The sequence below is a fragment of the Brevibacillus sp. WF146 genome (assembly GCF_001673705.2).
GTDB classification, from domain to species: domain Bacteria; phylum Bacillota; class Bacilli; order Brevibacillales; family Brevibacillaceae; genus Brevibacillus; species Brevibacillus thermoruber.
Map to the genome: position 1 here is coordinate 4,449,156 of NZ_CP109943.1, position 18,539 is coordinate 4,467,694.

The window sequence follows — 18,539 nt, forward strand, 5'->3', positions numbered from 1 at the left end:
CATGTAACTATACTCTCTATTTTCTCCTATGGCAAGATAGGAAGCAAGTCATTTCCAAGATTTTTCATTTCGTACCAAATCCAGTCGAAGATCGCTTCGATCGACTCGGTGCTTCCCGCCACCTGCGCGGTGGAAGCCAGCACCACCTTGCCTTCGATGGCGACCACGTTGCCTTTTACTTTTCCCAGCACTTCCACATTGCCGTTGCGCACCACCAGATCGCCGTCGATGGTTGTTCCCGCGGGCACGACCACCACGTTGCGCTCCCGGTCGATTTTTAGTTTATCCATGCTGGACGAAGATATTTGCAGGGTGTCATCCTGCTCAAACCAGGAGGCGAACATGCTCCCGGTCATCAAAAAGAGAAAGACAGCCGCCGCCGTGAGGAACGGATGATTCCGCAGCCAGTTGGAAAAACGCCTTGTCTTGGGAGGAGCCGGCAGTTGCGCAAGAACGCGAGCGGTAAAATCCGGCGAGACATGAACATGAGACGCGCTCTGGACAAAGGCGATGGCCCGCTGCAGTTCGTGCAGGTGCCGTCGGCAGGTTGCACAGGCCTGCAGGTGGGATTGCAGCTTCTGATTGGACAGCTCGTCAATCTCCCCGTCCAGGAACTCGTGAATGAGCGCAATCATTTCTCGGCATTCCATCGTGGTTTTCTCCTTTCCTACATAAATCGCAACTTGCTGCGCAAGGCTTCCCGACCGCGGTGAATCCGCGTCTTGATGGTTGTGACCGGCAGCTTGACAATATCGCTGATTTCCTGCAGCGACAGATCTTCAATGTACCGCAAAATCATGATCGACCGATACTTCGGCGCCAGTTGGGAAAGGGCGTCCTGTACGGTCTCCTGCAGCTCCTGCGTCACCACTTTGTCCTCCGGCCCCTTCTCGTTGGACGACAGCCGCGAATACCAATCCATGCCCTGCCCGGGCTCCACTTCCTCGTCGAGCGAAAAGTCGGGCCGCTTTTTCCTTCCCCGGTCAATGCACAGATTGGTCGCAATCCGGTAGATCCACGTGGAGAACTTGTAACTTTCGTCGTAGGCATGTAGGTTGGCGTACACCCGCAAAAACGTTTCCTGCGCGATGTCCTCCGCATCCTCGCGGTTTCCCACCATGCGATACGCAAGCTGAAATATCTTGTCCTTATATATCTCGATTAACTCGGCAAAGGCTTCGCGGTCTCCTCGCTTCGCCCGCTGGGTTAACCGTTTCTCTACAAAATCCATGCGATCCTCCCCGCAATACCGTAATCCTTTTATACGGATGGTACTGCAAATGGTTTCGTTTTGAGGCGTGTTTACTTGGCCATTTTTGTGGGAAATACAGGAATAATGAGACAGGTTGTCTCCATATAGTAATGATGGTACCTCTCTTATCCTGACGGTGTAAAGGAGAGTGGAACACATGCACGATCCGCATGTTCTTCTCCAAATCGAACAACTGCGCAAAGAGTTGAACGACCGGTACAAGGAACAGGAAACCATTACGCCCGAAATGGTGGAGTTAAGCGTGCAGTTGGATCATCTGTTGAACAAACTGCATCTCCATCCTTAGAATGTACCGCTTTCCCCCACCGATGTAAAGATGCGGAAACGAAAAAGGCGAGGGAACACACGGGTCCCTCGCTTCTTTTCTTACAGCAGTTTGTCTCCAAAGGCGGAACTCATCAGGGCAACGGCGACACGGGCGGTCATGTTTTCCCGGTCGAGGATCGGGTTCACTTCCACAAACTCGGCGGAACAGAGAATGTCCGCGTCAGCCAGCATCTCCAGCGCCACATGTCCTTCCCGGTAGGAGATGCCGCCAATGACCGGCGTGCCCACCCCCGGCGCATCGTGCGGATCAAGTCCGTCCAGATCGAGGCTGAGGTGGACGCCATCGGTGTTCCTGGACACATGGGCAATCGCTTCCTCCATCACGCGGGCCATGCCCAGTTTGTCAATTTCGTGCATGGTGAACACTTTCAAGCCGATTCGTTTGATTAATTCGCGCTCGCCCGCATCCAAATCGCGCGCGCCAATAATCACCACATTCTCCGGCTTCAGCTTCGGCGCAAAGCCGCCGATCTGCACCAGACGCTCATGCCCGTACCCCAGGCTGGCGGCCAGCGGCATGCCGTGAATGTTGCCGGAGGGCGACGTTTCTCCGGTGTTCAAATCACCGTGAGCGTCAAACCAGATGACGCCGAGGTTTTTGACGTGCTTGGCGACACCGGCCACCGTGCCGAGCGCAATGCTGTGGTCGCCGCCCAGCACCAGCGGAAAACGCCCTTCCTCCATGATGCCGCTGACGGCCTCGGCCAGTCTGGTGTTCGCCTCCACCACTTCGTCCAGGTACTTATGGTTGTCTGTCTCGGTAAACGTGTGCGGTCGGGTAACAGGGATATCCCCTTTGTCCTGGATATTCAGACCCATTTTTTCCAAACGGGCGACCACGCCTGCATAACGGATGGCACTCGGTCCCATGTCCACCCCGCGGCGGTCTGCTCCCAAATCAAGCGGTACACCGATGATGCTGATGTTTTTGTTCATGAACGCGCCCCCTTCCCTTGGTTCACTCACGCTTATTGTAGCCTCGGGAAGGGAAATGACTCAACTCGACAGCCATTTGCATAAAAAAACTGCAGGCGGCTGCCTGCAGGTCGCTTCGGGCGCACACGTCCAATTGAATTGATCGCGAAACGAAAGGGGGGCGTACAGTAAAAAACGAGCAACCGAAAAGCGGCTGCCCGTTTTACACGATGGAATGGAGCGGGTGATGGGAATCGAACCCACGCATCCAGCTTGGAAGGCTGGAGTTCTACCATTGAACTACACCCGCATGTGAGCAAGGTCCCCCAAAACACAGGTAATCCCAACATTGGTTTGGGAGTACGGAAGTGGTCGGGAAGACAGGATTCGAACCTGCGACCCCTTGGTCCCAAGCCAAGTACTCTACCAAGCTGAGCTACTTCCCGTTCTGACCTTCAGATGTGGGAGGGGGAAGTGAGAATCACGTTCTCACGCCTAACCTCTCACCTCTGCAAATATGGCGTGCCCTGAGAGATTCGAACTCCCGACCTTTTGATTCGTAGTCAAACGCTCTATCCGGCTGAGCTAAGGGCACATATTGTTGTTGGGGGTCCCCGAAAACCCTTTTTACGTTTGGGGATAAAGTAACTGGTGAGCCATGAAGGACTCGAACCTTCGACCCTCTGATTAAAAGTCAGATGCTCTACCAACTGAGCTAATGGCTCATGAAAATGGCTGGGGTACTAGGATTCGAACCTAGGAATGACGGAGTCAAAGGTATCGGAAGTATCCGTATTTGCCCGATTCCTTACGGTTGCCTGATTCGGTCATTCGACGGTGACACACGGATTCAAACTCTTCCTACGGACTCGTCTTAACAATTACGAAGTATACACGAAGGGAGCGTTCGAAGTCAATAGTAACCTTTTATCACGAGTTCCTACCTATTTATATGCGTTCGACAAGTTTTGCATCTTCGCCATCACCACGGTATGCTGCGCCTCCCCCACGCGTAATACGTTCAGCGCGTGAAACCTCGGCATCTTCACGTAATCCTCCACGGTAAACGGCGCAAGTTCCTCCGCCAGCTCCCGGAACGTCTTCTTGCTCGCGCGGTACACGGTATAGTGCGGCCCCGCACTCCGTATGATCTCCGCGAGGTCGTTCGGTATCTGCTCCCACGAGTGAAACATCCACACGTAACCCACGCGCCATTTCCGCGATTCGACCGCCGCTGTCTTCCACGTACGCGCCGACCGGAGGAACTGATGCGGCTCGTCATATACGATAAAGAACGGGAACTGATCCGCTTCCTCACGCAGAACCATCGCGAGGTCAATTTTGACCGACAGGAGGTTCACGATGAGGTCGACCGCCTCAGCGCCGAGTGTCGCTTTGGGCACGTCAATGACGACCGCGCGCCGCCCGCTCATCAGCGCGACCATATCGAGTGACCGATCGGACTCGAAACATTCCGCGAGATACTCGTCGCCTAGGATCGTATCGAGGCGGTTGTATATCGGCGCGAGAATCTGAGCGCGTTTCCCCTCCGTCATTCGCCCGAAGTCTTCGAGTGTCGACCGGTGCATTCCCGCTCTCATCCGTTCGATACACGCGGTCCGGTACGCGTCGTCCTCGAAAATACGCATGATCTCCGCCAGCCGCGCCGTTTGCATCGCCATGATCGCGGCGCGAAGGTAACGTGCGGTCTGCGCGCCCGCCTCGTCGGTCGCCGTGTTAAAGAACGAGATGATCGCGTTAGCCAGTCGGTTTCTGGCGCGTGGCGACCGGTTGATCTCGCAGAAATCGAGCGCGAACGGAGCCGTGCCGTCAATGCGTATCCGGGTAACGCGGTCACTCGGTAACGCGGCCGCCACCATATCGCCGATCTGGCCTTTCGCGGGGTCTATCGCAAGGCCACCGAAACCATTACGGACTGCCTCGACGATAAGGTTCGCGCCGAACGTGGTTTTGCCGCTGCCCATTCCGCCGATCACTACGCGTGGCAAGCATAGCTCGTCGTAATTGTCCGTCGGCATGTATACCGTTTGTGCCGCGCCTTTGTGCGTTACCGTGCCCAACCGTAGGCCGCCCGCCGATATCTCCGCCGGTATGCCGGTTTCAAGCAGTCGGACGTTCTCGATATGATAACGCTCCTGCAACGGTCGCGTCGGCAACAGGAACAGGCGGGAGACCTCCGGTATACTCATGTAATCGCGAGCAAGCCGGAGCCCTACCGTGCGCTCCCGCATCTTCCGCCACGTACGGTCTACGTCGGTTTCATGCGCGACGAAATGGTTGTCTCCGTCCAGTTCGCGGAATGCCATCGTAACCATCCGCATGACCGCTTTCGCCCGCGCCTTATCCGCGCACACAACACCTATACGCACCGTTACGTCGTACGCGTCCCCTCGCGTCTTGTTCAGCGTTTCCGACCGGAGTTTGCCGTCGCGGAGGATGACCGCGCGCTCTCCGCCGTCGATGTTGATCGGCTCCGGTTCCTCGCCCGTCATGAGTTCGGTTACAATCGAAATCGCGCCGAGGACCGTTTTGGTCGCGAGTTTGAGTGCCGTACGTCCCGCCGTTCGCTTGTTCAGCGCGAATTTCTGCGGCATCTCGCCCGCCTTGAATCGTTCGTACGCTTGCGCTGCGCCTTCGTACCAGTCTTTCTCGGCCGGGACCGCGAGCATCTGCACGTAAACCGCGTCGCCTTCGTCAAGCGCGTTGATCGTTTCGAGGAGTGACGCCAAGAACGATATTTCGCGCCGGTCCACACGAATCGCGAACATGTAATGGTAGTTCATTTCGAGCGTCGCCGTTACGTCCGGGCGCGCGATGAACGGATCGGCTACCTCCGTATTTGTGACGTTCGGCCACGTTGATTCGATGGCCTTGCGCGCGATCGATTCGTATTCCCGCAGGACGGTAACGGTGAATGACGTTCCTTCACGTTGCAGGACCGTCTCAAACGAAACAAAAGGCGCGCGTTCGATGCGGCGTTTGCCGGAGTTCCACCGTTCGAGTGGCGATTGGTAAACGCAGAGTGTTTGCGCGAACTGCTCGACGGATTCGTTATTCAGGCGTGAGTCTGGCGTTATCCGTAGGTGGACGAACGGGGTTACCGCGCTACCATCGCCTTGCCCACGCCCACGAGTATCTGCATGATCGCCGGGGCGAACTGCATCCCCACGTAGCCCACCGCCGCCCACTTGAGCATCGACAGGCCCTTCGACCGCTGCCCGACCATTATCAGGAGAAAGCCGCCGCATATCATTAGGAACGCAATTGGGTACGACACCCCCTGCGCCAACTGTATGATCGGATCGAACGCGCCGATGATCTTGTCGGCAATCCCCGCCGCCTCCGCGTGCTCCAATCGCAACGCGTATACCGCCGTTGCCCCCGCCAGGAGAGCGCTTAGTTTCCGTTTCTGCCGCGCAGTTAATACGCTCCCCATCTCGTCGAAAAAATCGCGCCACGGTATCACCTCGGTCTTTTGTCGCCGAAATCTCGGCAGAGCTACCGAATAAAACACGGTATAACACTCCTCTCGTTTGGCGATACTACGCGTATCCATAACGTTAGGAGGTCGTGAAATGCCGTTTCTCGTCTACGCTGGATACGCGCTTGTTGCCAGTGGAACCGGACTCCTCGCGCTGAAACTTATCGTTGATTTTACGCGATAGGCTACCGTTCTTTGGCGCAGCGACTGCAAAGATTTCCTGTTCCTATTCCGATCTCAACTCCGCACCGGGTGCAATATAGCACAAAGAGAATGATCATGTGACGCTCCCCCTTCGTTTTCAATCGTAAACCAACGTGTCACCTTCGACCCGACACCGCACTTTAAACCGTTCCTCAACGTTATGCTGCCGCTGCACGAACTCGACGATGTTGGCGTTGTTGACGCACAGCTTAACGAGATAGTGCGCGAACGTGGTCGGATGCTTCCGGCACGCGTGCGCAAGGCGTTCGAGTTTCGCGTTCGTATCGTCGTCGGGCGATAGGTTAATGCGTTTTCGTTTCGGCACGCTAACCACCTCCTCGTCGTAACCTTACGCGGTTACTACGTTACCTATGCGCGTCCCGAAAATAAAAAACGAGCCCTGGCGCGGGTTTTTACCGTACCAGGGCCGTATTATTTCGATATGCAGACTCTTCCCCAACGCTGTGCCTACGCAATCAGCGTATGTGCGGGCGCGCTGGAATATGTACGTCCGAGCGAAATTTTTTCGTGGTTACGCGGTCACTTCGTTACACTCACGACATCCTCAACGCGAATCCACACGGAATCCCAAACGTTCACGAGTTTGAACATCCGCCTATTCGCGTCAATCTCTTTGACCACGCCCCATGCCGTTTCAAACACGCCAAGGCCACGGCTCACCTCGCGGAACCACTTAACGGTAATCGCGTAATCGTACTGCGTGCTGTCGTAAATGCGGAAGCACATCTCGCCAAAATCGTCCTCATCAACGGTAGGGCGCGGTTCGAGGCCCCGTTCCGCATTCATCCGCTGAATCTCCGCCTTGTGTTCCGGCAGGATAATCCGCATGCTGCCGAATAGATCGTTAATTTTCGTTCTCTTCAACGTGATCCCTCCCGATAATATACGAACATTTGTTCTTATTGTAATCGGAAGCGACTCCGTTATGCAATAGCGTGAGAAAAACAAATCATACAGAATACAACAACTGTCTTTTGGCTTGATTACACACACAGCCATCTGGATACAGGTGATCCCGAATCTTGACTAACGAAAGAGTGTTTATGTGCCACTTACAAGTTGTACGAGCTTTTTGTAGCTTTGTCTCACTTGCACTCAATTGAATTAGAAAATCGCGCAGCTTGGAGACGAACTCTTCCGTACCCGTTACCTCCAGTCTGAGACAAGTATTCCCGTGTCTATTTTGATACGAAAAGAGGCTAGCGTGGGTGTCACAGTAACCGCGGACAAAATCAACTGTTGCGCGAAACGGTAGATGATCCGGGAAGCCCATGTGATGTAGCGATGATATCAGTTTATAGTCGTAGCACTCAATAAAATGCATCCCCCTCTCGTTCGGCCCCCACTCTGCATATCTGTTGAGAAATGGCTTGATTGTTTCCAACTCGCTTGCGTTTGATGATGAAAACAGAAGCGCCAAGCCCGAACGTGCTGTCGATTTGACCAACGTAGCTGTCCCAACAATGCACCCTAGAAGGTAGTCGGGTATCTCGTAGAAACCGTTCCGCTCGTGGTACAACTGCAAAAACCTGTCGACTGCATGATTGTAGCTTCCGTATAGCTTTTTTAAAACTTTAACCCCGGATACTTCCCGTTTACTAGCTTCTTTGATGTAGTCCCGCATACGAGGGCGCCTGTCCTCTCGACGCAGCAAATCTTCGAATACTTGGTACACCGCCTCTTCCACGGCTTACTCCTCCACTTCCACGAAGTCAATCAAATCACTGATTTGCACACGTACTCCTTTCTCACGCCAGATTGCGTTAGCGATCTTTTCCAAGTGCTCTAAATCAACGCGTTGCAGTGATGTCCTTTCTCCTGACTTCCACCTGTATCCATGCTCCAGCTGGCTAACAGCATTGGGACGCAGCCCAGCCATATCAGCCAGATCCTTCTGACTGCTGATTCCTAGCCGTTCGCGCAGCTCCGCAATCTTTATTACGCATTTCAGCCGTTTCATTGGATCACCTCGGATAAATCATATCGTATATACAATATTTTTTCAAGAAAAAGGGTTTACAAATATCGTTTATGCGATATAATAAGGATAGATAAACCAATGAGGTGAACGGATATGAAAATTTTCTTTCGGGTACAACAGAGAGCGTATGAGATTACCCCGGAATCGGTAAGCTGGCCTTGGTTGTGGAAGTCACTAGAAGAGGCGAAACAAGGTGAGATCGACCGTGCACTGGAGTACATTGTAGACGACGAGTTAATTGAAGAGATTGAGGCTATTGAAGATCTCGACGAACGATGGGAAACAGCTTTAGAAAAAGCGGGCTTGGAAACGGGTATCAAGAACGGAGTTTCCTGCTTTGAAGATCCGGAGAAATTGGTGGACTACTTCGAGTCTCGCGGCGGCGTGGACGACGAAATTGCTTATGTGCTGATCTTCAAGGGTCGTTTCGTCGAAGTTGGGGAAGACGGGGAAGATATCGCAAAGTTTGTGGAAGAGGTTGAACGTGTGGATTGGTCTGACTTTAAGGCAAACATCGATATGTACATAGAAAAGTATGTCGGATAAGTGTAAACCCGCTGTCGGGATACCGGCAGAGGACTGCTGCCTTGCCAGTTGGTAACGATGTTACCGCGTAGGGTATCGGTCCGACCCGGTTGAGTTGGCGGCGGTATCGCGCCAGAACGATGGATTCCCGGTATAACACGCTCCTTTCCGTTAGAGCGTAACACGACCGTTTGGGACAAAAAAAATAACGCCCCGGCGGCGGAGAGTTTCCGCTACCAGGGCGTAGTTTATTCGTTTTTCGCGCGGGCGGCATCGACGCTTGCTTCCGCAAACATGTAGACCGCACACGAGCCGATCGCGCCGATCAACGCGACAACCTTCGTGATGGTATCCGCGTCTTTTCCGAACAAAACGAGAGCGCTCGTTGCAACACCGGCAATCAGCGCCCAAAACTTACGAGAGCCGAGTTTCGCTTTCCAGTCGATCATTTCCGCGTCAACTCCTTCATGACGTAGTCGATCGCGCGGTCGATCAACACGGCGGCCTCCGCGCGCGATAACGGGTCGGTCGGTTTCAGATGGCCTTGCCCGTCGCCTTTCAGCACGCCCTTCTCGTACAGAGAGTCCGCGTGATCCTTACACCACTCCAGCTCTTTGGGAATGTCCTTGAAGTATTTACTCATCAGATAAACGACCTCCGCTTTTTTGTCCTCCGGGGGCTTGGCGCTGCCGCCCTTCATTTCCTCCGCAACTTCCCGTTTGAACCGCGTCCAGTCAGCCGGGTTGTTCACGAACCAGCGGTGACAATCCTTCCAGCCGACGACTTCCTTGTGAAGCCACAGGTCATTCTCGGTCAACCCGTACCGTTTCAGCAGTTGTGCCGCCAACTTCACGGTCGCGCGCCACGTTTCTGCCGTCATCCGCCCGTCCCAATCCGTATGGCAGCATTCGATTCCGATAGTGCAATCGTTAGGGTACCGGGATAGCCGCGTAAGGGCCGCGCTCGTATACGTGGTGCTCCCGACGTGGTACGCCATTTCCGTTTCCGGCAGGCATTGAACGATGGACCCGTCGAGGCACACGATATAGTGCGCGGACCCGTAACCGGATTTGCCGTCCTTTCTGCGTTCGAAGAAATTGCGGTTGTTGAGCGCGGTACTGCCTGGGTTCGCGACCCAGTGGATGACGACACCTTTAACGGGTTTCAAACGGGTGCCGGGGCGAGAGTACGGGTTGGGCGTCAGAAACTTAGATTGGACTCGTAGTTCCACGGTTGTCTTCCTCCTCTCTGCGCGGTGGCACCTCGTCGGCAGTCTGTGGCTGCTTCCGAAACTCCTGTACCGCGCGAACACCGTATACGCCGCCTGCAACTGTCATGAGTACCGGCGCGACCATATCGAGCAGCGTCACGTACATGGGGTCGAGCGTCCGGCCCATCAGCACGAGTACGAGGCCGACCGCGACGAAGAGGAAAAAGACGGTCGTGGATACGAGCAGGAGGTAATCCTTTTCACTAAGACCGTCTTGATCGTTGAGGAACGTTTTCATCCCGTCACCTCGTCAGAAAATAGATGAGGATGGACCCGATAAAACTCGTGCCCATCCCGATAATGACGCCCCACTTACGCCGGTCGTCCGCTTTGATCTCGGCGATGTCGCGGGCGTTCTCTTGCGCGAGAGCCATCGCCTCCCTCGACCGCTCGTTCGCTGCGTCGGCCGTTTTCTTGACGTCGGCCATTCCGTCAAGTTTCGTATCCAGCCGCACGAGCCATTCGCGGACGTCCGCCAACTGCGTGCGAATCTCTTTCATATCGTCCATACGCGTTATACCTCGTCAGCGCACGTCGGTTCTGCCAGGTGCCCGGCGTCCAATTGAATCAGGACCTGGCGTACGTCGTTACGGATCAGTTTCGGTACGTCGCAGATGGTTTTGTACCCTTTTACGATGAGCGTCGCGTAGATTACCGCCATATCGTTTCCACCTCCGAATATGATTCGCAATAGAAAAAGCGCCACCGTACGCATTGGCTACGCCTCAGCCTCCGCGTCAAGTAGCGCTTGAACTTCCGCTCTATGTTTATCCGGTACGTCGTCCAGCGTTTTGAGCCCGGCCTTGATTAATCGGTAGTAAATCGTTGCCACTACGGTGTACCTCCCGATTGAAGTGCGAGTAGTTCTTCGTATACTTGCGTGAGCGCGAGCATCAGGTCGATGTTTTCGCGCTCAAGCTGTTGGATGCGTTCGCGATCGGTCGGCGGTCGCTCGCCCGGATTCACGTCGACCAGTGGCCCGAACCAGCCGTCAGGTCGGCGCGGCCTTAACTTTGGCATCAACCGATCCCTCCCATAATCTTTTTAACTGCGGCGGTCGACGAAGTGTTCTCGCGCGTGAACGTCAGCCTCAACGCTACCTTCGCGCCCGGTTGCGCCGCGGCCCCCACGAACTCGTCCTCGACAATGGTCCCGTCGCCCAACGGCACCGACGCATTCTTCGTGAGTGCCACGTAGGTCTCCGGGTCCGCGCTACCGACGATAGAAGCCGCCGCGTCTATGGTCAGGTCGCCGTCCTCCCGCTGCACCCACGCGGCAATCTCGGCCGCGCTACCGAGTGGCGGCGTAATCACGTACCGGACGACCGCCGTTTTGACTGGCGCTAGGCTTCCCGCTTTGTTCACCGTCAGCGCCTTCGTTGTGCTCGCGCCCTTCACGTCGGTCGCAACGAAAGTAATCGTGTTCGCGCCGAATACGAGCGACGATACCGGAATGCTGTACGAGAACGCGGTGCCGGACGCGACGCCGGATTTTAGCGTAACGGGCGCGCCGCCGTTGACCGCCACCGTCAGCGATACGTTGTCATTTTCGGGGTCCGTTACCGTGCCCGCGAACGTCAACGTCTCCAATTCGGATACGCCCGTTCGGTTCGCGTTGTACGGATCGAGGTTGATCGTGGGCGGCCGGTTGAGGATCACGGTGAACGAACGAGTGATTGCCGTGGACGTTCCGCCCTGGTCGTCGACCGCGTATACCGAGACGGTGTACGTTGTGTTTTCCGCAAGAGGTCCGGACACGTCCGTTCCGCCATCGTAGAGGCGACCGTTTTGGAACGTCAGCGCCTTCGAGAACGGGATCGCGGTCGAGCCGTCCGAGATGGCGGACGTGATGTTGCGGGCGGTGCCGCCGTTGATCGCGTACTTGACGGTGACTGCGTTGCCGTTGTCGGGGTCGGACGCGGTGCCTTCGAGTGTGTACGTGGAACCTCCGGATAATGTTTGATTATCCGTAGGCGAGGCTAGGTTTAGCGTCGGTAGGTTGTTTGTTGTAAACTCTATTCCAATTGACAATTCACTAGTTGAGACAGTAGATCCGTTTGGAGCAACGTCCGAAGTCGAACTAAATGTTGAGGGATAAAATGTAAACGTAACCCCATCCCTAGTCACACTTACATTTGCTGTGATATTTTCTGCTATATACGTTTCCAACCTGCCAACACTGGTATATACACCAATGTAAAAGTCTGTGTTAGGTTCGATCTCTGCTGGCGAGATAAAAGACAATATCGCGTCGGTGTTGGTGTTAACTGTAGTGGCATTACTTTCAGCGATTCTTGTACCACCTAGAGTGTAAAGCACTGCTTTAACGGTGACTTGGCTGGTATCTCTGTTTTGAAAATAAATGCCGGTTAATTTAGTCCGTTTATCCACCCTGATTTTTCTTGCAAAGGTTGACGGAGCATTACCCCAAAATCCGGAATTGGCTGTTTGAGCGCCAGTAGAAGTCGTAAATATCCTCGACATGTTCCTCCCCCTTCCCAATGGCCGTTATCCGAAGTTATCCACGTTCTGGAATCGCGCATCCTCACGCCTCCGTAATCGCAATATCACTCGTTCCCCATGTCGGGAACCCCATCCGTGCATTCACGGCATCCGTCACGGCCGTCGTCCGCGCCACGGTCGCCTTCGCTTTATACGAGTGCGCGAGCGCCGTCACCGTTAACTCACCGACCGCGACCGCCGTGATCGTCACGTTCTCCGCGTTCACATCGTCGAAAATCGTGACCTCCTCGCCGACCGCAAAAACGGCGCTATTTCCGACAGGAACCGTTGTGGCCCCGGCCGTCAGCGCCGCCGTCGTGTAAGTCGCGGCATCCGCGAGTACCGCCGTTACGCGGCCGCCCTTGCCGTCTAGGATGTCGTAGAAGATTCCGTTATTGTCCGGATACCGGAAGTTGATCTCGTCCGCGATCGACCAACCAACGTCAAGGCGCGCGATAAGTAACCGCAGGTCCTCGATCTGCCCGTACAGGTCTTCGGCGGTCGCGTCGATAATATCGAAGTTCTCGACGATCTCGGCGCGTGATACCCGGTCCGTTCCGACCCACCGGTGAAGGCCAAGCGTGTTCGTTTGTCCGCTACTCACGGCATATACACCTCCAATTCGTCCCATGCGAAGCTGTCCGCCTCGTCCCAGGTCATCGCGTCAAATTCGTCCCACACGAACCACGAGAATTCAAGCGCGATGTCCAGGTGAGCCGGTATGAGTTCGCGTAGTTCCTTCCGTACGTCCTCCGCGTTGATCGGCACGCCCCGTTTGCCGACGAGTTTGACCACGACTCGCGCCCCGGTAAAGTCCTCGGTAACCTGCGTCGCCGCCCCGTACAGGGTGTCCGCAAGCCCCCGCACGACCTCGACCGTGACCGTTCCGAACCCTTGCAGGCGGGACTTGACGATGGCGCGCCGGACGTCTAACGGTTTGGATTCGTCCGTTTTGATACCGCAGATGGCCTCCCACCGCGCGAGGCCCCACGTTGCGGTATCGACGAAAAACTGCGCCAGTGTATCGGCGACCGCCGCATTAAGCGCGATGATTTCGTCGGCCTCGCGGTCAATGAGGTTGCTGACTACGCGAGAATCGCGGTAATATCCGGGCAGATAATCCCGCATATCCTGCCGAATATCGCGCTCATTAGCCTGCAACGAAGTTCACCGTCCTCAGTACCGGAATCGCATCGCCAGTAATCACGATGTTCGACGTACCGCCGTTCAGCGTCAGGTTCGCGTAGTCCGTGATGTTCGGGTTATCGAGGAGAATCCGCTGAATCTGCGAAATGCGGACGATCGGGTCGCCGAACGCCAGCTCGCGGAAGTACTCGTTAATCTCCGCGACAATGGCGGCCTGCACCGCGCCCAAATCCGCCCCACTCGTCAGGTACAGCGTCGCGGCCACGTCAATTCCGTAGTCGATCGCGCCGATTACGGCCACGTCCGCGCCAATCGGCCGCACCGATTCGATATGCGTCTTAACCGCGTCAAGGAGCGATTGGGAGGGAACGCCCTCGTCCGCGAGCACAACGACTTTCACCGTGAGAGGGCCGTTCCATACCGGATACACGCGCACGTCCCGGACGCCCACGACTTCGAGCGCCCATTGCCGGTATTGGTACGCGTTGCCTGACGTGATCGGACGGCGCACACGGTCGAAGTAGCGTTTGCGGAAGTCTCGTTACTTTCCGCGTCGACGCCGCCATCGAAGGCCACCGTGTTGGTTACGCCGGTGATGCCGGTGATATTACCGGTGGTCAGCTTGATCGCGCCGGGGCCAACGTTGCCCGTTGCGCCCGCCTCTTTCGCCTCGGCCGCGACCGTTGCCGTTCCGTTTGTGATCGTCGCGTCCGCGGTCGTCACGAAGTAAATTGGCGCGTCTCCGTCCGTGTACACTTCGGTCCCTTTCGGAATGACCGTCCCCTCGTTGCCTGTAAACGTGACGAAACCGGTGGCCTTTACGGCTGGCTTGCGGGTCAGTCCGACCTCTGCCGCGCGCCTATCGAGCCACTCGTCGTACGCCGTGTCCGCGAACGCCTTATCGTGAACGTGCCGAGTTCGACGTAAAGGGCCTCCGCCTCAATCGCGACCGGCCCCGTCAGGTCGTATGTGACCGAACCCGGCCGCTTGTCGATGTCCGGAGGGCTCGCATCGAGCATCCGTTGGTGGATCACGTCTTTCGTTTGATCTTCGTAAGCCACGCTTATAACGTCACCTCCTCGCGTAATGTGCCGTCCGCCGTATCAACGAAAAAAGAGACGTACAGGCCGTCTCCTTCGCGTGTGATTGTGAAGTTGTATACGTCAGTAATCCGGTCGTCCACGAGAAGCGCCTCGGAGATCAACCGGGGGATTTCCGCGTTCAAGAGTTCGATCGCAGGTCTTGGCCGATGAGATCTTCGAGTTCCGCACCGTATAAGTGCTCGGCCCCGTATATCGGATACCGGAACCTGGCCGTCATGATCGCTTTCCGGATCGCCTGCCGGATCGCGGCCTCACCGTCGATAATGCCGCCAACCTCGCCCGTTTCGAAGTCAAGCGCGTACGTCCGCGATGGTTGCGGTGTGGGCGCGACTTCGACCGCGCGTTCTTCCAGCGGCCTAAGAGGACTCAGCGCCATATTTCCTCACCCTATCGAGAATGACGTAGGATTGCCCGTCGTTCATGGACGCGACGAGTACGCGGTCGCCCGCCTTCAACACGTCTTCAAACTGCATCTCAACGTACGAATACGTCCACGCGAGCGACCCGGTGCATCGTTATCGCGCGGCTTCGGTTCCGTGTCGCCAACGTCGCGCTCCGCGTCCTGTTCGTGTTTGATCGTGACGATTCGTTTGTGTCGCGTTAGGTGTTCCGCGACCAACACGTCGTCGGCTTCGAGTTCGAGCGCCATATTGTCGATTTTGATACGGAGTTCGGGCGGTGGCGCGACGACGGTGGCGAGTTCGAACCGGTCATAATCGTTATAGCCGATCTGGCGGATAAGTTGAACGAGTTGGCTCGCGCCGGAGCCTTCGATCCTATCCGATGCCTTTCGCGTGAGGATGAGGTCAACTTTGTCGTCCGCTCCTTTCCGTCGCTTCCGTTTTTCTTCCGGCGGCTCCTCGTATCCATGACGGGGAGATCATCAGTCGCGCTCAACGTCAGCGACATCCGGTGTGTGCCGCCGCTAAACGTGTGCGAATCGGTTGAAACGTAGAAGCCGCCGACCAATCCCGTCATGGACTCACGGACATAGATCGCGGTACCTGCGGTCACGTCCGGGTTGCCGAGCGCGTCAATACGGGCGGTATCGTCGATTGTGCCGAGTTCCGCGAGCAACTGTTTCGCGCGCTGCTGAACCTGTGAGGCCGTCATGTCCTGGTCCACGTTTTCGAGGTGCTGCATGATACCGAACCGTTTTATGAGCGCGTCGTCCTTCACTACCGCGATAATCGGCTTTTTATCCGGGTCGCCACCGATCACCTTGACTTGCGTTCGCATGTCCTCGATGGACTGCGAATAGGACGCGTCGATGATGTTCCGGCCATTTTCGAGAACCCACCGGACGATCTGCTCTTTCCGTTCGAGAAGTTGCAACCGGCCTTCGCGCGAGGTAATAAAATAGCGCCTACCTGTTTGCTTGCGCGTGTAGGTAAGCGCCGTAATCATCATTTCCCACAACGATTTGTCGCGGAGGATCAACTTCGGGATCACGTAACCGGTATCCGCGATCGTCCCCGTCGGAATCCCGAAGTCCGCGCACAACCTTCTAACAATCGCACTCGCGGTCATATTCACGAATTTGCGCGTGTCCTGGTTACGCGTCAGGTACGTGTTTTCATCGTATGCTGTCGCTGTCATCCGTCCGCGCGCGTCAATATCGAACGCAAAAACCGGCCCACGGAACAGTTCGCGCCCATCGTACAAGAGCCGGAGCTCCTTTCCGTGTTCAATCCGCCGGGCCTGCGTCCGACCGTCCACTGTGTTGACGAGCGATACGTCGAGCTTTCGCGCCGCCTGCGTAATGTCGCCCGACCACGTTACGGATTGGACGGGTAACGGGGTTCCATCGTATAGAACTTGCGTGTTCATCAGAGCGTCAACACCTGTCCGGGATAGATACGGTTAGGGTCCGGGCCGATAACGGACTTGTTCTTCGCGTATATCTCCGGCCATTTTTTACCGTACCGGAGCGCGATCTTCGTCAGGTTATCGCCGGGCTTTACCGTGTAAGTTGACGGGACTTCGCGCGTGTTCGGGCGAGTTGTTTGCGTGCTGACTATCGCCTTGTTCCCGGTAATCTCGACCTTATTCACGTCGACGAACACGTACTCTTTCAGCGTGAGGTCGTAATAGATGTCGCCTGGATTGCCTGCGCGTTCCGGTTCATAATTGAACGAACGGATGGTCACCGCGACGTTGATCGGCGTTCCCGTGATGGTCAGGCGGATGGGACGGCGTGACTTCATCCAGCCCTCAATCGTCTGTACCGCGTCCCAGGGCGCCGGAATCGCCTCGTATTCGCAATAGGACGGGTTGTAGTCGCGTGGGAAAAACGAGGAAAAAGAAAAGTCCCGCAAGTTGGCGTCACCGATAACGGTGTATTCGCCTAATTGCAGGACGTTGACTTCCTCGTACGAGTGGGACGACGATATTTGGATTGACGGAGGGTTGACCGGGAGTTGCAAGCGTTCGGCTCCGTTATTGAACGAGAGCCAAAATTGGATCGCGTTGGGTATGGCGGATCACCTCCGGGAATCTTAATTATGCGCAAATGTGTTTTGACAAAGTGCGGTAGAAGTCGTTGGGGTCTGCGTCTTTCGCCAGGTGTATGTCGTAGTCCTTCTTTTTCGTGACGATGGTAAACTCGTGCCCAATCGAAAACGTTTTGCCGCGCTCCATCTCAACGGACTCCACATTATCGTAGGGAATGGATATGATCGCGCGTTTATTTGAGGTTATCGCTTTATCGACGAAAATGATGCGTTTGCTCGTCAGACAAATAAAGTCTTGCACTAACTTATAGTGCCCGACGACTTCCTCTCCCTCAAAGAGCAGATCGTGAATTTCGACTTCGGCCTGCTTCTGCCCGAAGAACATGAATAATCGCCTCCGATTCCGTTTCTATATTTTAGCAACGTGGGGGCGACTTTTAAAGTGGTTACATCAGTCTCCGGATTTCGCGCGCAAGAGCTATAGCGATCCGATCGATGTCCGCATCTTCTCGTACAACGATTTGGTCCGCAAGTTTTGCGATATGAACTCCGCCGCCTCCGCCATTCGTGTATTGCTCATTCTCGGCGGACGTAAGAACGCGCTCCCCTTTATGCAATCGCGCCACATACCCGTCGTAGGGCACGTACGAGAGCCCGCCCGCGTGCGATCCGTCGATGTCCAAGTTGCGTTTTTGGCGGAAATCCTCCATTTCACGCTGTTGCACCGAGTAGTCCAACGCTATTTCCGGAATCTGCGGAATAGTGATTCCGACATGTTCGAGCACCTTGTTCATGGCGTCGATCATCTTGTTAAGGTGCCCGATCACCCAGTTTACGCCCTTGGCGAACGCGTTTTTCAGCGTAACCCACAAGTCACTTGCCGCCTGCTTGATGTATCCCAATGCTTAACCAGCAAGTACCCGGCGCCAATTACAAGGCCGATGGCGACGACGATCAATCGAGTGGGTTCGCGTTAGCAGCGATGTTTAAATGCCCCACTGAGCCGCAGTGGCGATGCCGATAGCAGTCCTATACGCGACCCAGGCCGCAGTCACTCCGCCGATCAACGGCCCCACTATGGACAAAATGTTGATAAGAGTGTCTCCCCACTCTTTAGCCTCACGCGTACCTAACCATTTCGTAAACCGTTCGGTAGCATCCGCTGCGGCCAGCGCGACTTCCTTGATCTTCGGCATTAACGGAGTCAACGCCGCAATCTGTAACGTCTCAATCGCGCCCTTGAACTGCTCGACCGCCCGCCGCGTTATTCATCTTTTTCTTTCGCAACGTCCAACGCGGATACTTTCGTCATCTCCGC

General features: G+C 55.6%; 29 protein-coding genes, 4 tRNA genes and 1 pseudogene. 2 read left to right on the forward strand and 32 right to left on the reverse strand.

Going from position 1 to position 18,539, the window contains the following annotated elements:
• Positions 1-26 precede the first annotated feature (26 nt).
• On the reverse strand, positions 27-650 hold the full coding sequence (locus tag A6764_RS22095; protein WP_029098104.1) for a zf-HC2 domain-containing protein: 624 nt from the start codon (positions 648-650) through the stop codon (positions 27-29).
• Positions 651-667: 17 nt separating this feature from the next.
• Complete coding sequence (gene sigW, locus A6764_RS22100) at positions 668-1,231, reverse strand: RNA polymerase sigma factor SigW (protein ID WP_029098103.1); 564 nt, start codon at positions 1,229-1,231, stop codon at positions 668-670.
• 178 nt (positions 1,232-1,409) lie between these two features.
• Here sigW and A6764_RS22105 point away from each other — a divergent pair, with 178 nt between their 5' ends.
• On the forward strand, positions 1,410-1,559 hold the full coding sequence (locus tag A6764_RS22105; RefSeq protein ID WP_029098102.1) for an aspartyl-phosphate phosphatase Spo0E family protein: 150 nt from the start codon (positions 1,410-1,412) through the stop codon (positions 1,557-1,559).
• Between the two features lie 80 nt (positions 1,560-1,639).
• Here the strand turns inward: A6764_RS22105 and rocF are convergent, their stop codons facing one another.
• The 10 genes from rocF to A6764_RS22155 form a co-directional block, all read right to left on the reverse strand.
• Entirely contained in the window at positions 1,640-2,536 is an 897-nt protein-coding gene (gene rocF, locus A6764_RS22110; protein ID WP_029098101.1) for an arginase, read from the reverse strand.
• A gap of 215 nt (positions 2,537-2,751) precedes the next feature.
• Positions 2,752-2,825 (reverse strand) — tRNA-Gly (locus A6764_RS22115).
• A gap of 59 nt (positions 2,826-2,884) precedes the next feature.
• A tRNA-Pro gene (locus tag A6764_RS22120) sits at positions 2,885-2,961 on the reverse strand.
• 72 nt (positions 2,962-3,033) lie between these two features.
• Positions 3,034-3,110, reverse strand: a tRNA-Arg gene (locus tag A6764_RS22125).
• 54 nt (positions 3,111-3,164) lie between these two features.
• A tRNA-Lys gene (locus tag A6764_RS22130) sits at positions 3,165-3,240 on the reverse strand.
• A gap of 219 nt (positions 3,241-3,459) precedes the next feature.
• Complete coding sequence (locus A6764_RS22135) at positions 3,460-5,319, reverse strand: ATP-binding protein (protein WP_065068403.1); 1,860 nt, start codon at positions 5,317-5,319, stop codon at positions 3,460-3,462.
• Positions 5,320-5,633: 314 nt separating this feature from the next.
• Complete coding sequence (locus tag A6764_RS22140) at positions 5,634-6,050, reverse strand: hypothetical protein (RefSeq protein ID WP_065068402.1); 417 nt, start codon at positions 6,048-6,050, stop codon at positions 5,634-5,636.
• A 268-nt stretch (positions 6,051-6,318) separates the two neighbouring features.
• A complete protein-coding gene (locus A6764_RS22145; protein WP_065068401.1) occupies positions 6,319-6,546 on the reverse strand; it encodes a hypothetical protein in 228 nt (75 codons plus the stop codon).
• Positions 6,547-6,761: 215 nt separating this feature from the next.
• A complete protein-coding gene (locus A6764_RS22150) occupies positions 6,762-7,106 on the reverse strand; it encodes a YolD-like family protein (protein WP_255309821.1) in 345 nt (114 codons plus the stop codon).
• 826 nt (positions 7,107-7,932) lie between these two features.
• Complete coding sequence (locus A6764_RS22155) at positions 7,933-8,202, reverse strand: helix-turn-helix domain-containing protein (protein ID WP_065068399.1); 270 nt, start codon at positions 8,200-8,202, stop codon at positions 7,933-7,935.
• 114 nt (positions 8,203-8,316) lie between these two features.
• Between A6764_RS22155 and A6764_RS22160 the strand changes: the two genes are divergently transcribed.
• On the forward strand, positions 8,317-8,769 hold the full coding sequence (locus A6764_RS22160) for a hypothetical protein (protein ID WP_065068398.1): 453 nt from the start codon (positions 8,317-8,319) through the stop codon (positions 8,767-8,769).
• Between the two features lie 227 nt (positions 8,770-8,996).
• Here A6764_RS22160 and A6764_RS22165 read toward each other — a convergent pair whose 3' ends face one another.
• The 20 genes and pseudogenes from A6764_RS22165 to A6764_RS22250 form a co-directional block, all read right to left on the reverse strand.
• Positions 8,997-9,197 carry a hypothetical protein gene (locus A6764_RS22165; RefSeq protein WP_065068397.1) on the reverse strand — a complete coding sequence of 67 codons (201 nt, stop codon included), beginning with the start codon at positions 9,195-9,197 and terminating at the stop codon, positions 8,997-8,999.
• Positions 9,194-9,979: an N-acetylmuramoyl-L-alanine amidase gene (locus tag A6764_RS22170; protein WP_065068396.1), complete on the reverse strand. Its 786-nt coding sequence runs from the start codon at positions 9,977-9,979 to the stop codon at positions 9,194-9,196. The genes A6764_RS22165 and A6764_RS22170 overlap by 4 nt, the downstream gene beginning before the upstream one ends.
• Positions 9,957-10,256: a hypothetical protein gene (locus A6764_RS22175; protein WP_065068395.1), complete on the reverse strand. Its 300-nt coding sequence runs from the start codon at positions 10,254-10,256 to the stop codon at positions 9,957-9,959. Before A6764_RS22175 ends, A6764_RS22170 begins: the two co-directional genes overlap by 23 nt.
• 4 nt (positions 10,257-10,260) lie before the next feature.
• Positions 10,261-10,527 (reverse strand): hemolysin XhlA family protein, encoded by a 267-nt coding sequence (locus tag A6764_RS22180; protein WP_255309820.1) that lies wholly within the window; start codon positions 10,525-10,527, stop codon positions 10,261-10,263.
• 5 nt (positions 10,528-10,532) lie between these two features.
• A complete protein-coding gene (locus A6764_RS22185; RefSeq protein WP_162836747.1) occupies positions 10,533-10,679 on the reverse strand; it encodes a CD1375 family protein in 147 nt (48 codons plus the stop codon).
• A gap of 57 nt (positions 10,680-10,736) precedes the next feature.
• Positions 10,737-10,850, reverse strand: coding sequence for a CD1375 family protein (locus A6764_RS22480; RefSeq protein ID WP_413541956.1), 114 nt, complete (start codon positions 10,848-10,850; stop codon positions 10,737-10,739).
• Positions 10,850-11,038 carry a hypothetical protein gene (locus A6764_RS22190; RefSeq protein ID WP_044899736.1) on the reverse strand — a complete coding sequence of 63 codons (189 nt, stop codon included), beginning with the start codon at positions 11,036-11,038 and terminating at the stop codon, positions 10,850-10,852. Before A6764_RS22190 ends, A6764_RS22480 begins: the two co-directional genes overlap by 1 nt.
• Positions 11,038-12,501: an Ig-like domain-containing protein gene (locus A6764_RS22195; RefSeq protein ID WP_065068394.1), complete on the reverse strand. Its 1,464-nt coding sequence runs from the start codon at positions 12,499-12,501 to the stop codon at positions 11,038-11,040. The genes A6764_RS22190 and A6764_RS22195 overlap by 1 nt, the downstream gene beginning before the upstream one ends.
• A gap of 61 nt (positions 12,502-12,562) precedes the next feature.
• Positions 12,563-13,123: a hypothetical protein gene (locus tag A6764_RS22200; protein WP_065068393.1), complete on the reverse strand. Its 561-nt coding sequence runs from the start codon at positions 13,121-13,123 to the stop codon at positions 12,563-12,565.
• Positions 13,120-13,680 carry a putative phage tail protein gene (locus tag A6764_RS22205; protein ID WP_141669819.1) on the reverse strand — a complete coding sequence of 187 codons (561 nt, stop codon included), beginning with the start codon at positions 13,678-13,680 and terminating at the stop codon, positions 13,120-13,122. Before A6764_RS22205 ends, A6764_RS22200 begins: the two co-directional genes overlap by 4 nt.
• Positions 13,670-14,505, reverse strand: a pseudogene (locus A6764_RS22485) (baseplate J/gp47 family protein). Before A6764_RS22485 ends, A6764_RS22205 begins: the two are co-directional and overlap by 11 nt.
• The gene (locus tag A6764_RS22220; RefSeq protein ID WP_264622358.1) at positions 14,502-14,726 is read right to left on the reverse strand and encodes a hypothetical protein; all 225 of its coding nucleotides are present in this window, start codon (positions 14,724-14,726) and stop codon (positions 14,502-14,504) included. Before A6764_RS22220 ends, A6764_RS22485 begins: the two are co-directional and overlap by 4 nt.
• A gap of 2 nt (positions 14,727-14,728) precedes the next feature.
• Entirely contained in the window at positions 14,729-14,848 is a 120-nt protein-coding gene (locus tag A6764_RS22490; protein ID WP_413541962.1) for a hypothetical protein, read from the reverse strand.
• Positions 14,849-14,886: 38 nt separating this feature from the next.
• Positions 14,887-15,144, reverse strand: coding sequence for a DUF2634 domain-containing protein (locus tag A6764_RS22225; RefSeq protein ID WP_264622359.1), 258 nt, complete (start codon positions 15,142-15,144; stop codon positions 14,887-14,889).
• Positions 15,125-15,241 (reverse strand): DUF2577 family protein, encoded by a 117-nt coding sequence (locus tag A6764_RS22495; RefSeq protein WP_413541963.1) that lies wholly within the window; start codon positions 15,239-15,241, stop codon positions 15,125-15,127. Before A6764_RS22495 ends, A6764_RS22225 begins: the two co-directional genes overlap by 20 nt.
• The gene (locus tag A6764_RS22230) at positions 15,220-15,432 is read right to left on the reverse strand and encodes a DUF2577 family protein (protein ID WP_319800816.1); all 213 of its coding nucleotides are present in this window, start codon (positions 15,430-15,432) and stop codon (positions 15,220-15,222) included. The genes A6764_RS22495 and A6764_RS22230 overlap by 22 nt, the downstream gene beginning before the upstream one ends.
• Positions 15,369-16,598: an XkdQ/YqbQ family protein gene (locus A6764_RS22235; protein WP_264622360.1), complete on the reverse strand. Its 1,230-nt coding sequence runs from the start codon at positions 16,596-16,598 to the stop codon at positions 15,369-15,371. The genes A6764_RS22230 and A6764_RS22235 overlap by 64 nt, the downstream gene beginning before the upstream one ends.
• A complete protein-coding gene (locus A6764_RS22240; RefSeq protein ID WP_264622271.1) occupies positions 16,598-17,086 on the reverse strand; it encodes a LysM peptidoglycan-binding domain-containing protein in 489 nt (162 codons plus the stop codon). The genes A6764_RS22235 and A6764_RS22240 overlap by 1 nt, the downstream gene beginning before the upstream one ends.
• A gap of 184 nt (positions 17,087-17,270) precedes the next feature.
• On the reverse strand, positions 17,271-17,606 hold the full coding sequence (locus A6764_RS22245; protein ID WP_065068387.1) for a PH domain-containing protein: 336 nt from the start codon (positions 17,604-17,606) through the stop codon (positions 17,271-17,273).
• Positions 17,607-17,667: 61 nt separating this feature from the next.
• Entirely contained in the window at positions 17,668-18,093 is a 426-nt protein-coding gene (locus tag A6764_RS22250) for a hypothetical protein (RefSeq protein ID WP_264622361.1), read from the reverse strand.
• Between the last annotated feature and the right edge of the window lie 446 nt (positions 18,094-18,539).

Bases quoted from the DNA above. Each gene is read 5' to 3' on its own strand.
- A6764_RS22095 (WP_029098104.1), bottom strand. From the start codon at position 650: ATGGAATGCCGAGAAATGATTGCGCTCATTCACGAGTTCCTGGACGGG.
- sigW (WP_029098103.1), bottom strand. From the start codon at position 1,231: ATGGATTTTGTAGAGAAACGGTTAACCCAGCGGGCGAAGCGAGGAGAC.
- A6764_RS22105 (WP_029098102.1), top strand. From the start codon at position 1,410: ATGCACGATCCGCATGTTCTTCTCCAAATCGAACAACTGCGCAAAGAG.
- rocF (WP_029098101.1), bottom strand. From the start codon at position 2,536: ATGAACAAAAACATCAGCATCATCGGTGTACCGCTTGATTTGGGAGCA.
- A6764_RS22135 (WP_065068403.1), bottom strand. From the start codon at position 5,319: ATGAACTACCATTACATGTTCGCGATTCGTGTGGACCGGCGCGAAATA.
- A6764_RS22155 (WP_065068399.1), bottom strand. From the start codon at position 8,202: ATGAAACGGCTGAAATGCGTAATAAAGATTGCGGAGCTGCGCGAACGG.
- A6764_RS22160 (WP_065068398.1), top strand. From the start codon at position 8,317: ATGAAAATTTTCTTTCGGGTACAACAGAGAGCGTATGAGATTACCCCG.
- A6764_RS22165 (WP_065068397.1), bottom strand. From the start codon at position 9,197: ATGATCGACTGGAAAGCGAAACTCGGCTCTCGTAAGTTTTGGGCGCTG.
- A6764_RS22175 (WP_065068395.1), bottom strand. From the start codon at position 10,256: ATGAAAACGTTCCTCAACGATCAAGACGGTCTTAGTGAAAAGGATTAC.
- A6764_RS22180 (WP_255309820.1), bottom strand. From the start codon at position 10,527: ATGGACGATATGAAAGAGATTCGCACGCAGTTGGCGGACGTCCGCGAA.
- A6764_RS22185 (WP_162836747.1), bottom strand. From the start codon at position 10,679: ATGGCGGTAATCTACGCGACGCTCATCGTAAAAGGGTACAAAACCATC.
- A6764_RS22190 (WP_044899736.1), bottom strand. From the start codon at position 11,038: ATGCCAAAGTTAAGGCCGCGCCGACCTGACGGCTGGTTCGGGCCACTG.
- A6764_RS22195 (WP_065068394.1), bottom strand. From the start codon at position 12,501: ATGTCGAGGATATTTACGACTTCTACTGGCGCTCAAACAGCCAATTCC.
- A6764_RS22225 (WP_264622359.1), bottom strand. From the start codon at position 15,144: ATGGCGCTGAGTCCTCTTAGGCCGCTGGAAGAACGCGCGGTCGAAGTC.
- A6764_RS22495 (WP_413541963.1), bottom strand. From the start codon at position 15,241: ATGCAGTTTGAAGACGTGTTGAAGGCGGGCGACCGCGTACTCGTCGCG.
- A6764_RS22235 (WP_264622360.1), bottom strand. From the start codon at position 16,598: ATGAACACGCAAGTTCTATACGATGGAACCCCGTTACCCGTCCAATCC.
- A6764_RS22245 (WP_065068387.1), bottom strand. From the start codon at position 17,606: ATGTTCTTCGGGCAGAAGCAGGCCGAAGTCGAAATTCACGATCTGCTC.